The following is a 13,087-nucleotide window of genomic DNA, read 5'->3' as shown; positions in this document are numbered from 1 at the left end:
TAGTGATCATCAGGAGCGCTCCTTGAGCGTCATGCTGCGCGGCCGCTCGAGCCAGCCGCCATCGCCGTCGGGGACGATCTCCAGCACATCGACCTTGCCGGTCTCAATCGCCACCACCTTTCCGTGGTTGCGCCCCAGGTAGTCGCCGATGCGAATCCGGTGCACGCCGCCAGCGCCCCGCACCAGGGCGAACATGCCCTCGGCGTTGGACAGGCTGCCCACCATCTCGAACATCTCGATGTTGAAGCCCTCCAGGAACTGCCGGACGCGATTCTCGTCGGGCTTGATGTCCTTCGAGCCGCGCTGCTGACGCGCCAGGTCGACGGGGATCGGCGGCTGGAATGGGCTGCGCAGATTGGCGGCGCTGTAGGTAAAGGCCTCGTAGGGCTGGAAGCTGGGAATCGGCTCGATGCGCCCCTTCGGACGGGCGCGCACTTCATCCATGTAGCCCTGCAGGTCATGAAAATCGTGGCCGGCACCGCAGCCCGCCAGGCTGGCAAGCACTGCGGCTACCGTCACGGCGCGAAGGCGGCTCATGGCGTCACCCCCTTGTCGTTGTAGCGGTAGGTCTTGGCGGTGATGGCCATGCGCAGCTTGCTGGCGCTGCCATCCTTGAGCGGCTTGATCTCGAAATCATGCAGCGTGACGATGCGCGACAGGCTGGCCACGCCGCTGACGAAGGTCGCCAGGTCGTGGTAGCCGCCCACCACGCTGATCTTGATCGGCAGCTCGATATAGAACTGCTGCACGACCTCGGGCTGCAGTTTGATCTCCTCGAACTCCAGGCCGCTGCCCAGGCCGGTGCGGGTGATGTCTTCCAGCAGCCCCGGCACCTCGGTGTCGCTGGGCAGCTGGCGCAGCATGACGCCGAAGGATTCCTCCATCTGCACCAACTGAGCCCGATAGGCCTCCAGGTTGGCGGCCTGGAAGGCCTTGGTGGAGAACTGCTCCTTGAGAGTGATTTCCTCGTTGCGCTGCTGATCCAGGCGTTCCTGCAGCTCCTTGAGATGCAACTGGTAGCCCATGAACAGCGTCAGCGCGAACAGCAGCACGGCAGCCACGGCCTTGACCGGCGCCGGCCAGGAACCCAGGTTGTTGAGGTCCAGGTCGGCAAGGTCGATCTTGCGCAGCCCTTCCAGGGATTGGGCGAGACTCATTTCTTCACCTCTTTTTCCTCACGCACCTCGGGTACCACCTGTTGCACCGTCAGTTGGAAGACGTTGGCCTGTTCGACCGCGCCGGAAGTCACGGCCTTGACCTCGGTGAGGTTCGGCCCGGCCAGCCAGTCGGAGCCATCCAGGTTGCGCATCAGGCTGGACACCTTGCTGTTGGATTCGGCGGCGCCGCGAATGGCGATGCTCTTGCCGGTCATGCTCAGCTCGCTGAAATGCACGCCCTCGGGCAAGGTCCGCGCCATCTGGTCGAAGACCCGCACGATGATCGGACGGTTGCCCTGCAGATCCTGGATGATCTTCATGCGCTCCAGCAGTTGCTGACGGCGGGTGCGCAGCTCGCTGATTTCCTTGATGCGGGCATCCAGCACGGCGATTTCCTTGCGCAGGTAATCGTTGCGCGCGCTCTGCTGCTCGATGGACAGGCTCAGGTACTGGTCGCTGAGGAACAGCAGGCCGGCCGCGGCGACCAGCACGCCGCCAAGCGTTGCCAGGAAGCGCTTGCGGCGCTCTTCGCGCAGCTTCTCGCGCCACGGAAGCAGGTTGATGCGAGCCATCAGTCAAAACTCCTCATCGCCAGGCCGCAGGCGATCATCAGCGCTGGCGCGTCGGCGGCGAGCGCCGCGGCATTGATGCGGCTGTTGAGCGTCATGTCGGTAAACGGGTTGGCCACCCGCGTGGTCGTGCCGAGTTTTTCCTCGATCAGACGGGCAAGGCCGGGAATGGAGGCGGTACCGCCGGCCAGCAGGATGCAATCCACCTCATGCAGCTGGCCGGATGCAAAGAAGAACTGCAGGGAGCGAGAGACCTGCTGCACCACCGCTTCGCGAAACGGTTGCAGCACTTCGCGCTCGTAATCCTCGGGCAGCCCGCCCTGGCGCTTGGCCAGGCCTGCCTCCTCGAGCGTCAGTCCGTAACGGCGCTGGATTTCCTCGGTGAGCTGGCGACCGCCAAACAGCTGCTCGCGGGTATATAAGGTACGGCCATTGAGCAGCACGCTCAGGGTGGTCATGGTGGCGCCGATGTCCACCACCGCGACGGCCAGGTTCTCGCCCCGCTTGCCGAGCTGCGGCGCCAGCAGGTCGTAGGTGCGCTCCAGGGCATAGGCCTCGACATCCACCACCCGGGTAGACAGGCCGGCCAGCGACAGTGCCGCCTCGCGCGCCTCGACGTTCTCCTTGCGGCAGGCCGCCAGCAGAACCTCGACCCGCTCCGGATTGCGCGGCGCCGGACCCTGCACTTCGAAGTCGATGGCAACCTCTTCCAGCGGATAGGGGATGTACTGGTCCGCCTCCAGCTTGAGCTGGGTCTCCAGCTCCTCATCGCTCAGGCCGGCATCCATTTCCACCAGCTTGGTAATGACGGCGGAGCCGGCGACCGCGACCGCCGCCTGGCGCGCACTGGCCCGCGACTTGCCGAGCACGCGGGCGAGCGCCAGACCGACGCCCTCCACCTCGACGATGTTCTTCTCCACCACCGCGTTGGCCGGCAGCGGCTCGACCGCATAGGCCTCGACCTTGTAGCGGTTCCCCGAACGACTCAATTCGAGCAGCTTGACCGAAGTCGAACTGATATCGACGCCGAGCACCGCGTTGGCCTTTTTACTGAAGAGTCCTGGCACGCCCGTTTTTCCCTATGTGCATCCGCGACTTACGAACACTGTGATGCCGCTCGACATCCAGCAGCCCTCTTGACAGGCGGCCAAATGGCTCGCAGGAAGGGAAAGCGCTTATAATGCGACCCGCTTTTCCCGGCCCGTCGGCCTGACGCCCACCCTTTACCCTGGAAATCCGCCACCTTGATTCGCCTGCTGAAATTCGTCGTGTGGTCCGGCTTCGCCGTCGTATGCGGTCTGGCGCTGAGCCTCAGCGGCGCCTTCCTCTACATCAATCCCACACTCCCCTCCGTCGAAGCGCTGCGCAGCATCCAGCTGCAGATTCCCCTGCGCATCTACAGCAGCGACGGCAAGCTCATCGCCGAGTACGGCGAAATGCGGCGAACGCCTATCGAATTCGAAGCCATCCCCCGCGATTTCATCGACGCCTTGCTGGCTGCGGAGGACGACAATTTTGCGAATCATTATGGCGTTGACATCAGCGGCCTGATGCGCGCTGCCACGCAATTATTGAAATCGGGCCAGATCCAGTCGGGCGGCAGCACCATCACCATGCAGGTGGCGAAGAACTACTTCCTCACCAGTGAGAAGAGCTTCTCGCGCAAGATCACCGAAATCCTCCTGGCCCTGCAGATCGAGCGCGACCTGAGCAAGGACGAGATCTTCGAGCTGTATGTGAACAAGATCTATCTGGGCAACCGCGCCTACGGCATCGAAGCCGCCGCGCAGATCTACTACGGCAAATCCATCCAGGAACTGAACCTGGCCCAGCTGGCGATGATCGCCGGCCTGCCCAAGGCGCCTTCGCGCTACAACCCGGTGGTCAATCCCGAGCGCAGCAAGGAGCGTCGCGACTGGATCCTCGGCCGCATGTACCGCCTGGGCAAGATCGACCAGCAGCGTTACCTGGACGCCCTGGCCGAGCCGGTCGAGGTGCGCCTGCACATCCCGACCCCGGAACTGAACGCGCCCTACGTGGCCGAGATGGTCCGCGCGGAAATGGTCGGCCTGTATGGCAGCGAGGCGTATACCGAGGGCTTCCGGGTCTACACCACGGTGCCCAGCGACCTGCAGAGCTTCGCCAACAGCGCCGTACACCTGGGCCTGCAGAGCTACGACCAGCGCCACGGCTATCGCGGGCCGGAAACCCGCTACCGCGGCCAGACCCGTGAAGCCTGGGAACAACGCCTGGCCGAGCAGCGCAGCATTGGCGGCCTGCTGCCCGCCATCGTCACCGAGCTGACTGACGACGGAATCCTGGTACTGACCAGCCAGGGCGAGGAGCCGGTGAGCTGGGAAACCATGAAATGGGCCCGCCCCTACCTGGACACCGACAACGTCGGCGACTGGCCGAAGAAGCCGGGCGACGTGGTGCAGCCCGGCGACCTGATCCGCGTGCAGCGCAAACCGGATGAAAGCCTGGCCTTCAGCCAGCTGCCGACCGCGCAAAGCGCGCTGGTTTCACTGAATCCGCAGGATGGCGCCATCCTCGCCCTGGTGGGCGGCTTCTCCTTCGAGCAGAGCAACTACAACCGCGTGGTACAGGCCCGGCGCCAGCCCGGCTCCAGCTTCAAGCCGTTCCTGTACAGCGCCGCGCTGGATCGCGGCTACACGCCGGCCACGCTGGTCAACGACGCGCCGATCGTCTACCACGACTCCAGCATGGACGAGGCCTGGCGGCCGAAGAACGACAACAACACCTTCCTCGGTCCGATCCGCCTGCGTGAGGCGCTCTACCGCTCGCGCAACCTGGTGTCGATCCGGCTGCTGCAGAACATCGGCATCCAGTACGCCCTGAACTACATGGACCGCTTCGGCTTCCCGCGCGAAAACCTGCCCCGCGACCTGTCGCTGGCGCTGGGTACCGCCGCGCTGACGCCGCTGGAGATCACCGCGGGCTGGAGCGTGTTCGCCAACGGCGGCTACAAGGTCACGCCCTACCTGATCCAGCGCGTCGAGAATCGTGACGCCGAGATCATCTACCAGGCCAATCCGGCCCGCGCCCCGAAACCGGGCGAAGTCGTTGCCGATCAGGCCGGGACCGAAAACCTGCGCACGGTCAGCGATGCGGCGCCAGCAGACGACACGCAGCAGCCGCGCATCGCCGAACAGATTGTCGACTCGCGAACCGTCTTCATCCTCGACAGCATGCTCAAGGACGTGGTCACCAAGGGCACCGGCCGCCGCGCCCTGGCGCTGGAGCGCGACGACCTGGCCGGCAAGACCGGCACCACCAACGACTCCAAGGACGCCTGGTTCACCGGCTACAACGGCGACTACGTGACCACCGTCTGGGCCGGTTTCGACCAGCCGGAGAGCCTCGGCCGCTGGGAGTACGGCGGCACCGTGGCGCTGCCGATCTGGATGAGCTACATGGGTCCGGCTCTCAGCGGCAAGCCGTCGCGCACCCTGCCCGAACCCGGCGGTCTGCTGAGCCTGCGCATCGACCCGGTCACCGGCCGCGCCGCGTCGGCCGCCACGCCGAATGCCTACTTCGAGATCTTCAAGAGCGAGGACTCACCGCCGCCGCTGGGTGAGCTGGACGCCGGCGCCCCCGGCAGCCCGCTGCCGGCCGACGAGGTGGCACCGATCGACCTGTTCTAGGCAGGGTGCCGCCCCGCAGGCCTTGCGGGGGCGATGCATTCGCCACCTTTGGTGCTCGGGGCCACAGGCCGGTGGCCGGCGCGAAGAGCTCGCGAACGCGTCCGCTCCCACCGAGTCCGTCGCGAATCCCGCCCACAAAAAACCCGCCTCTCGGCGGGTTTTTTGTTTCTGCTCAGGGCATCAGACGTTGAACACGTCATCCACCGACTTGAGCGGGTAGTTCTTAGGGTAGGGCAGCGTAGCCACGCCACTCTCGATGGCGGCCTTGGCCACCGCGTCGGACACCAGGGTGATCAGGCGCGGATCCATCGGCTTGGGAATGATGTACTCGCGACCGAACTCCAGACCGCACAGGCCGTAGGCAGCGCAGACTTCCTGGGGCACCGGCAGCTTGGCCAGGTCACGCAGGGCCAGCGCGGCGGCGATCTTCATTTCCTCATTGATGCGCTTGGCGCGTACGTCCAGGGCACCGCGGAAGATGAAGGGGAAGCCCAGCACGTTGTTGACCTGGTTCGGGTAGTCCGAACGGCCGGTGGCCATGATCACGTCGCTACGGGTGGCATGGGCCAGTTCCGGCTTGATCTCCGGATCCGGGTTGGAGCAGGCGAACACGATCGGGTTGGCCGCCATGCGCTTGAGGCCCTCAGGGCTCAGCAGGTCCGGACCGGACAGGCCGACGAACACGTCGGCGCCTTCCAGGGCGTCGTCCAGGGTGCGCTTGTCGGTCTCGTGGGCGAACATCGCCTTGTACTGGTTCAGGTCGTCGCGACCGGCATGGATCACGCCCTTGCGGTCGATCATGTAGATGTTCTCGACCTTGGCGCCCATGCTGATCAGCAGCTTCATACAGGAGGTGGCGGCGGCGCCGGCACCCAGGCAGACGATCTTCGCGTTTTCCAGGGTCTTGCCGGCGATTTCCAGCGCGTTGAGCATGCCGGCCGCGGTGACGATGGCGGTGCCATGCTGGTCATCGTGGAACACCGGAATGTCGCACTGCTCGATCAGCGTGCGCTCGATCTCGAAGCACTCGGGTGCCTTGATGTCTTCCAGGTTGATGCCGCCGAAGGTGATGGAGATGCGCTTGACGGTGTCGATGAAGGCCTGGGGGCTTTCCGCGTCTACCTCGATGTCGAACACATCGACGCCGGCGAAGCGCTTGAACAGCACGCCCTTGCCTTCCATGACCGGCTTGGACGCCAGCGGGCCCAGGTTGCCCAGGCCGAGAATCGCCGTGCCGTCGGAAATCACCGCTACCAGGTTGCCCTTGCCGGTGTAGCGATAGGCCAGGTCCGCATCACGGGCAATTTCCCGTACCGGCTCAGCCACGCCGGGGCTGTAGGCCAGGGCCAGATCGCGAGCGGTGGCAGTAGGCTTGGTCAGTTCCACGCTCAGCTTCCCGGGGCGGGGCTGGGCATGGTAGTCGAGAGCGGCTGTTTTCAAATCAGACATGGTGGAGGTATCCGCTTTTTTTTGTGCAGGGCAGCGAGCATACGAAAGAAGAATACCCCCCCACAAGCCGGCGCCGAACGGTGCGTAAAAAGGTCGCGAAAATCCAGAAAGCAATGCGACAGGGCGTCACATCCCGACGCGCTCGACGGGTCGCAGCAACACCGGATGATCCAGCTCGAGCAACCAGCGCGCCTGCCCGGGCCCCGGGCGCATGCGTTCCAGCACCCAGCCGCGCGCCTCCACCGTGCGCCCGCTCACACTATCCAGATCCAGGGCGCGGAAGCGCGCCTGATGCTGCGGCCGGATACGCAGCGCCAGGCCGCCGTCCAGCTCCAGCCAGGTCCCGCCGCGGTTGCGCGCCACCCGGGTGACTCGCCCGTGCACCAGCGCGAAACCCGGACGCCGCAGTTGCGCAGGCGCGAGCGCGGCCATATTCCGCCAGAGGCCCTTGCCGGCAAGGCGGGCCTCGGCCTCGACCTGGTAATGGCAGTCCACCAGGCGCAGGTTGGGCGCCACCGCCACCTGCAGCGCCAGCCCCTCGCGCAGCAACAACGCGGCCAGGTTGCGCCCCTGGCGGTCGTACAGGTGTGCCAGTTCGCGGCCATGCCCGTCGCGGCGCTCGACCCCGGGCAGCATCCGCAGGCGCCCCGCGCTTTCCTGGACCTGCTCGACCAGGAAGCGCCGCGCCGCCTGCGCATAAGGCTCGGCAGGCCGGCCCTGCCCGGCCAGCTCAGGCGCGTTCACGCCGATCAAGCGCACCCGGCGACCATCCACCAGGCGCAGGGTGTCACCATCCACCACGCGTTCGACGCGCACCGTCTCGCCCTCGCCCGGCAGCGCGCAGAGGGCGGCGACTGGCCGGACGAACAGAACGGCAATAAAAAAGGCGCCCCACAGGGGCGCCTTTTTCTGCAGCACGGAAATACCCACCAGGGCTTCCCGAATGTCGGGCCTTACTTGGCGCCGAACACGCCGAAGCGCTGCTTGAAGCGATCGATACGGCCGCCGGTGTCCAGCACCTTCTGCTTGCCGGTGTAGAACGGGTGGCACTCGTTGCACACGTCGATGCTCAGATCCTTGCCCAGGGTGGAGCGGGTCTTGATCACGTTGCCGCAGGAGCAGGTCGCAGTGACCTCGACGTAGTTCGGATGGATATCGGCTTTCATGGTACGTCCTCGAGTCGGCGTGCCGCCATCCGGCCCTATGCCGAATACCGCACGCAAAACAGGCGGCGGATGATACCAGAGCAGACCCTCGTTGCAAGAGCGCCCGCCACCGGCGTGCGCTTGTTAAGATCGCCGGCAATCTGCCAGGGATCGACCGTGACCAACCTCATTCTCCGCCTCGCCCTCCCCTCGCCGCTGCGCCGGTTGTTCGACTACCGAGCGCCGCCCGGCGTGCCGGCGTCCGCGCTCCAACCTGGCACGCGCCTGCGCGTGCCGTTCGGCCGGCGCGAGGTGGTCGGCGTGCTGGTGGAAACCGCCCCGCACAGCGACGTGCCCGAGGACAAGCTCAAGGCCGCCCTGCAACTGCTAGACAGCCGCCCCCTGCTGCCCCCGGCGCTGTTCCGGCTATGCCTGTGGACGGCGCAGTACTACCAGCACAGCCTGGGCGACACCCTCAGCTGGGCCCTGCCGGTGCTGCTGCGCCAGGGCGAACCGGCCGAGGTACGCCAGGAACAGGTGTGGACTCAGGTCCCGGGCGCCAGCCTGGACGATCCGCGCCTGAGTCGCGCTCCGCGCCAGCGCGAGGCGCTGCGCACGCTGGCCCAGCATCCGCAGGGCGTGCCGCACAGCCTGCTCGGCAAGCTGGAGCTCAACCGCGACAGCCTAGAGCTGCTGCGCGACAAGGGCCTGGTGCAGGTCAGCGTGCGCGCACGCACGGTCAAGCCGCACCACGGCGGTTGGCTGGCGCAGGCAGAGCTGCCGCTGAACGCCGAGCAGAGCGCCGCTACCGAAGCGGTGCGCGCCAGCTTCGGCGGCTTCCGGCCCTTCCTGCTGGCCGGGGTGACCGGCAGCGGCAAGACCGAGGTCTACCTGCAGCTGATCCGCCAGACCCTGGAGGCCGGCAAGCAGGCGCTGGTGCTGATTCCGGAAATCAACCTGGGGCCGCAGACCCTGGACCGCTTTGCCCGCCGTTTCAACGCGCGCATCGCCCTGCTGCATTCGGGACTCAACGACCGCGAGCGCCTCGACGCCTGGCTGGCCGCGCGCGACGGCGACGCGGAGATCGTCATTGGCACCCGCTCGGCGCTGTTCACACCGCTGAAGAACCCGGGACTGATCATCGTCGACGAGGAACACGACGCCTCCTACAAGCAGCAGGAGGGCCTGCGCTATCACGCCCGCGACCTGGCGCTGATGCGCGCCCGCCAGGAGAACCTGCCGATCCTGCTCGGCTCGGCCACGCCATCGCTGGAAAGCCTGCACAATGCCGCAACCGGCCGTTACGCGCTGCTCAAGCTGACCCAGCGCGCCGGCGGCGCCCAGGCGCCGCGCTTCCTGCGCCTGGACGTGAAAAGCCTGCCGCTGGACAGCGGTATTTCCGGCCCGCTGCAGCAGGCCATGCGCCAGACACTGGAAGCGGGCCAGCAGGTACTGGTGTTCCTCAACCGCCGCGGCTTCGCGCCAACCCTGTTCTGCCAGGACTGCGGCTGGATCAGCCAGTGCCCGCGCTGCGACGCACGCATGACCGTGCACCAGCGCCACCACGAGCTGCGCTGCCACCATTGCGGGCATGCCGAGCGCACGCCGCACAACTGCCCCAAGTGCAACCATGTGGACCTGCGCCCGCTGGGCACCGGCACCGAGCGCGCCGAGGAACGCCTCAACACCCTGTTTCCCGACTACCCTGTGCTGCGCATCGACCGCGACAGCACGGCGCGCAAGGGCGCCATGGAGCAGTTGTTCACCACCATCAACAAGGGCGAGCCCTGCGTGCTGGTCGGCACCCAGATGCTTGCCAAGGGACACCACTTCCCGCGCGTCACCCTGGTGGCGATCCTCGATGCCGATGGCGGACTGTTCTCCGCCGATTTCCGCGCACCGGAACGCATGGCCCAGATGATCGTCCAGGTCGCCGGACGGGCCGGACGGGCCGACCAGCCCGGACGGGTGATCATCCAGAGCCAGCTGGCCGACCATCCTTTATTGGTGCAGCTCACCGAACAGGGTTACTTCGCCTTCGCCGAACAGGCGCTGGCCGAACGGCGCGCCGCCGGCCTGCCGCCGTTCAGCCACCTGGCGCTGCTGCGCGCCGAGGCGCACCGTCCCGGCCAGGCCGAGGGCTTCCTCGACCTGGCCTGCGTCGAAGCCGAAGCGCTGCTTGAGGAACTGCAGGTCGCCGGCGGCATCGAACTGCTCGGTCCGGTACCGGCGCCGATGGAGCGCCGCGCCGGCCGTTACCGCGCGCAGCTGCTGCTGCAGGGCAACAGCCGGGCACCGCTGCACAGGCTGCTGCACGCCTGGCTGCCACGCCTGGAGCAGTTGCCGGACAGCCGCGCGGTGCGCTGGTCGCTGGACGTCGATCCGATCGACCTGTTTTGAGCAACGGCGGCCGGGAAAGCGCCAACCGCCCTACGATCTCGCCCGCGCACCAGCCCACCACGCAGGGCGGTCAACGCTGTTTGTGGCCGCCGGGCGGGGGGGGGGGCACGCGGCGGCCAGGAACGCGCCGACCGACCGGGCGTCGCCACGCCCTTGCCTGTGGCCTGACCCTTGCCGCTGCTTCTATAATGCGCGGTTTTCGAGCAGCCCCGCCGACCGAGCCTTCCGATGAAAGACAGCATTCGCCACCTGATCCAGCAAGCCCTTGACCGCCTCACCGCCGATGGCGTGCTGCCCGCGGGCCTGACCCCGGCCATCCAGGTGGAGAACACCAAGGACAAGAGCCACGGCGACTTCGCCAGCAACATCGCCATGATGCTGGCCAAGCCCGCCGGCATGAAGCCCCGCGACCTGGCCGAGAAGCTGATCGCCGCCCTGCCGGCCGATCCGTCCATCAGCAAGGTGGACATCGCCGGCCCCGGTTTCCTGAATTTCTTCCAGAACACCGACGCCCTGGCCCAGCGCCTGGAGGTCGCCCTGGCCGATGAGCACCTGGGCGTGCGCAAGGCCGGCGCGGCGCAGCGCGTGGTCATCGACCTGTCCTCGCCGAACCTGGCCAAGGAAATGCACGTGGGCCACCTGCGTTCCACCATCATTGGCGACGCCGTGGGCCGCGTGCTGGAGTTCCTCGGCGACGAGGTGATCCGCCAGAACCACGTGGGCGACTGGGGCACCCAGTTCGGCATGCTGCTGGCCTACCTGGAAGAGAACCCGGCGTCGGCGGAAACCGAGCTGTCCGACCTGGAGCAGTTCTACCGTGCCGCCAAGCAGCGCTTCGACGACTCTGAAACCTTCGCCAACCGTGCCCGCGAGCTGGTGGTCAAGCTGCAGGCCGGCGATGCCGAGTGCCTGCGCCTGTGGGCGCGCTTCAACGAGATATCCCTGTCGCATTGCCAGAAGGTCTACGACCGCCTCAACGTGCGCCTGACCCCGGCCGACGTGAAGGGCGAAAGCGCCTACAACGCCGAGCTGCCCGGCATCATTGAGGCGCTGCGCGCCCAGGGCCTGCTCACCGAGGACCAGGGCGCCCAGTGCGTGTTCCTCGACGAATTCAAGAATGCCGAAGGCAACCCGCTACCGGTGATCGTGCAGAAGGCCGGCGGCGGCTATCTGTACGCCACCACCGACCTGGCCGCCATGCGCTACCGCAGCCAGCAACTGAAGGCTGACCGCGCGCTGTACTTCGTCGACCAGCGCCAGGCCCTGCACTTCCAGATGGCCTTCGAAGTGGCCCGTCGCGCCGGTTTCGTGCACGCCGGCATGCAGCTGGAGCACATGGGCTTCGGCACCATGAACGGCGCCGACGGCCGTCCGTTCAAGACCCGCGACGGCGGCACCGTGAAGCTGATCGACCTGCTCGACGAAGCCGAGCAACGCGCCTACGCCCTGGTGAAAGGCAAGAACCCCGAACTGGACGAAGCCGAGCTGCGCACCATCGCGCGCGCCGTCGGCATCGGTGCCGTCAAGTACGCTGATCTGTCCAAGCACCGCACCAGTGACTACAGCTTCAACTTCGAACTGATGCTGAGCTTCGAGGGCAACACCGCGCCCTACCTGCTGTATGCCTACACCCGTGTGGCCAGCGTGTTCCGCAAGCTGGGCAAGGGCCTCGACGAGGTGGACGGCCAGATTCATATCCAGGCCGAACAGGAGCAGGCCCTGGCCGCCAAGCTGGCGCAGTTTGGTGAAGTGCTCAACAGTGTTGGCGAAAAGGGCGTGCCGCACCTGCTGTGCGCCTATCTGTACGACCTGGCCGGACTATTCTCGAGCTTCTACGAGCACTGCCCGATCCTCACCGCCGAGGACGAAGCCACCCAGCAAAGCCGTCTGCGCCTGGCCGCCCTGACCGGCCGCACCCTCAAGCAGGGGCTCGAACTGCTCGGCCTGGAACCTCTGGAGCGCATGTAAATGGCTGCCGCCGCACGCAAGAAACCTGCCCCCAAGCGTGGCGCCAGCCGCCCGCAGGCGCCTGCGAGCAAAAAGCAGCTGCCGGCCTGGGCCTGGCTGGCGTGCGGCCTGCTGATCGGCGGTTTCGTCGTGTTTCTCGCCACCCTCGAGCCCGGCAACGAGGCGGTGAAGCGCCCAAGGGAAACCACCGCCCCGAAACAACCGACTGAACCCGCGGCGCCCAAGCCCAAGTACGACTTCTATACCCTGCTGCCCGAGTCGGAAGTCATCGTCCCGCCGGAGCCGGTCAAGCCACCGCCCAAACCGGCGCCCAAACCGGTCACCCCGCAGGAGGCCGCACGCATCGACACCCAACGCGCCGAGATGGCCCTGCAGGGCAAGGTGCCGCCCCCTCCGCCACCGGTGGTTGCCAGCGCTGCCACCGGCAGCACCAGTCAGTTTTTCCTGCAGGCCGGTTCCTTCCCCACCAAGGCCCAGGCGGAGAGCGTGCGCGCGCAGATCACCCTGCTGGGCCAGATCGCCCGCCTGGAGTCCGGCACGGTTGGCGATCGCACCTGGCACCGCGTGCTGGTCGGCCCGTTCAGCAATCGCGAGCAGATGGGCCAGGCGCAGCAGGTGCTCACCAGCAATGGGTTCAGCAACCTCCTGCCGCAACAGCGCAAGGTGAATTGACGCGCCTCGCGCCGCACCGCCTTCGACGTTCGTCGCCCTTCGCTTGAAGCCTCCACCCGGCA

Annotated in this window: 11 protein-coding genes; 4 read left to right on the top strand and 7 right to left on the bottom strand. The window is 66.7% G+C overall.

The features are described from left to right. Positions 1–9: 9 nt before the first annotated feature. Genes pilP through SF06_RS00200 form a run of 4 tightly spaced genes read right to left on the bottom strand, consistent with a single transcriptional unit; the run spans position 10 to position 2,793 of the window. Positions 10–537 (bottom strand): type 4a pilus biogenesis lipoprotein PilP, encoded by a 528-nt coding sequence (gene pilP, locus SF06_RS00215; RefSeq protein ID WP_027591561.1) that lies wholly within the window; start codon positions 535–537, stop codon positions 10–12. After that, positions 534–1,157, bottom strand: coding sequence for a type 4a pilus biogenesis protein PilO (gene pilO / locus SF06_RS00210; RefSeq protein WP_027591560.1), 624 nt, complete (start codon positions 1,155–1,157; stop codon positions 534–536). Before pilO ends, pilP begins: the two co-directional genes overlap by 4 nt. Further along, complete coding sequence (locus SF06_RS00205; RefSeq protein ID WP_027591559.1) at positions 1,154–1,729, bottom strand: PilN domain-containing protein; 576 nt, start codon at positions 1,727–1,729, stop codon at positions 1,154–1,156. Before SF06_RS00205 ends, pilO begins: the two co-directional genes overlap by 4 nt. Beyond that, positions 1,729–2,793 (bottom strand): pilus assembly protein PilM, encoded by a 1,065-nt coding sequence (locus SF06_RS00200; RefSeq protein ID WP_039559176.1) that lies wholly within the window; start codon positions 2,791–2,793, stop codon positions 1,729–1,731. Before SF06_RS00200 ends, SF06_RS00205 begins: the two co-directional genes overlap by 1 nt. A gap of 177 nt (positions 2,794–2,970) precedes the next feature. On the opposite strand from SF06_RS00200, the gene SF06_RS00195 reads away from it, so the two are divergent. Beyond that, positions 2,971–5,391 carry a penicillin-binding protein 1A gene (locus SF06_RS00195; RefSeq protein WP_039559170.1) on the top strand — a complete coding sequence of 807 codons (2,421 nt, stop codon included), beginning with the start codon at positions 2,971–2,973 and terminating at the stop codon, positions 5,389–5,391. A gap of 180 nt (positions 5,392–5,571) precedes the next feature. Here SF06_RS00195 and SF06_RS00190 read toward each other — a convergent pair whose 3' ends face one another. The 3 genes from SF06_RS00190 to rpmE all read right to left on the bottom strand — a co-directional run bounded on the left by SF06_RS00190 (position 5,572) and on the right by rpmE (position 8,006). Then, the gene (locus SF06_RS00190; protein ID WP_027591753.1) at positions 5,572–6,840 is read right to left on the bottom strand and encodes a malic enzyme-like NAD(P)-binding protein; all 1,269 of its coding nucleotides are present in this window, start codon (positions 6,838–6,840) and stop codon (positions 5,572–5,574) included. A gap of 126 nt (positions 6,841–6,966) precedes the next feature. After that, complete coding sequence (locus SF06_RS00185) at positions 6,967–7,770, bottom strand: thermonuclease family protein (RefSeq protein WP_081993379.1); 804 nt, start codon at positions 7,768–7,770, stop codon at positions 6,967–6,969. Between the two features lie 23 nt (positions 7,771–7,793). Further along, entirely contained in the window at positions 7,794–8,006 is a 213-nt protein-coding gene (gene rpmE, locus SF06_RS00180) for a 50S ribosomal protein L31 (protein ID WP_027591755.1), read from the bottom strand. A gap of 156 nt (positions 8,007–8,162) precedes the next feature. Between rpmE and SF06_RS00175 the strand changes: the two genes are divergently transcribed. From SF06_RS00175 to SF06_RS00165, 3 genes are all read left to right on the top strand, one after another. Beyond that, on the top strand, positions 8,163–10,385 hold the full coding sequence (locus SF06_RS00175) for a primosomal protein N' (protein WP_027591756.1): 2,223 nt from the start codon (positions 8,163–8,165) through the stop codon (positions 10,383–10,385). Between the two features lie 228 nt (positions 10,386–10,613). After that, positions 10,614–12,353, top strand: coding sequence for an arginine--tRNA ligase (gene argS, locus SF06_RS00170; RefSeq protein ID WP_027590029.1), 1,740 nt, complete (start codon positions 10,614–10,616; stop codon positions 12,351–12,353). Then, a complete protein-coding gene (locus SF06_RS00165; protein ID WP_027590028.1) occupies positions 12,354–13,025 on the top strand; it encodes an SPOR domain-containing protein in 672 nt (223 codons plus the stop codon). It begins immediately after the preceding gene. The last annotated feature ends 62 nt before the right edge of the window (positions 13,026–13,087 follow it).

This window comes from Pseudomonas flexibilis, assembly GCF_000802425.1.
In the GTDB taxonomy this organism is placed as follows: Bacteria; Pseudomonadota; Gammaproteobacteria; order Pseudomonadales; family Pseudomonadaceae; genus Serpens; species Serpens flexibilis.
This window is presented reverse-complemented; position numbering and strand designations above follow the sequence as displayed.

What these genes read in the sequence shown, in the direction of transcription:
- rpmE (WP_027591755.1), bottom strand. Translation starts at nt 8,006, where the DNA reads ATGAAAGCCGATATCCATCCGAACTACGTCGAGGTCACTGCGACCTGC.
- pilP (WP_027591561.1), bottom strand. Translation starts at nt 537, where the DNA reads ATGAGCCGCCTTCGCGCCGTGACGGTAGCCGCAGTGCTTGCCAGCCTG.
- pilO (WP_027591560.1), bottom strand. Translation starts at nt 1,157, where the DNA reads ATGAGTCTCGCCCAATCCCTGGAAGGGCTGCGCAAGATCGACCTTGCC.
- argS (WP_027590029.1), top strand. Translation starts at nt 10,614, where the DNA reads ATGAAAGACAGCATTCGCCACCTGATCCAGCAAGCCCTTGACCGCCTC.
- SF06_RS00165 (WP_027590028.1), top strand. Translation starts at nt 12,354, where the DNA reads ATGGCTGCCGCCGCACGCAAGAAACCTGCCCCCAAGCGTGGCGCCAGC.
- SF06_RS00205 (WP_027591559.1), bottom strand. Translation starts at nt 1,729, where the DNA reads ATGGCTCGCATCAACCTGCTTCCGTGGCGCGAGAAGCTGCGCGAAGAG.
- SF06_RS00190 (WP_027591753.1), bottom strand. Translation starts at nt 6,840, where the DNA reads ATGTCTGATTTGAAAACAGCCGCTCTCGACTACCATGCCCAGCCCCGC.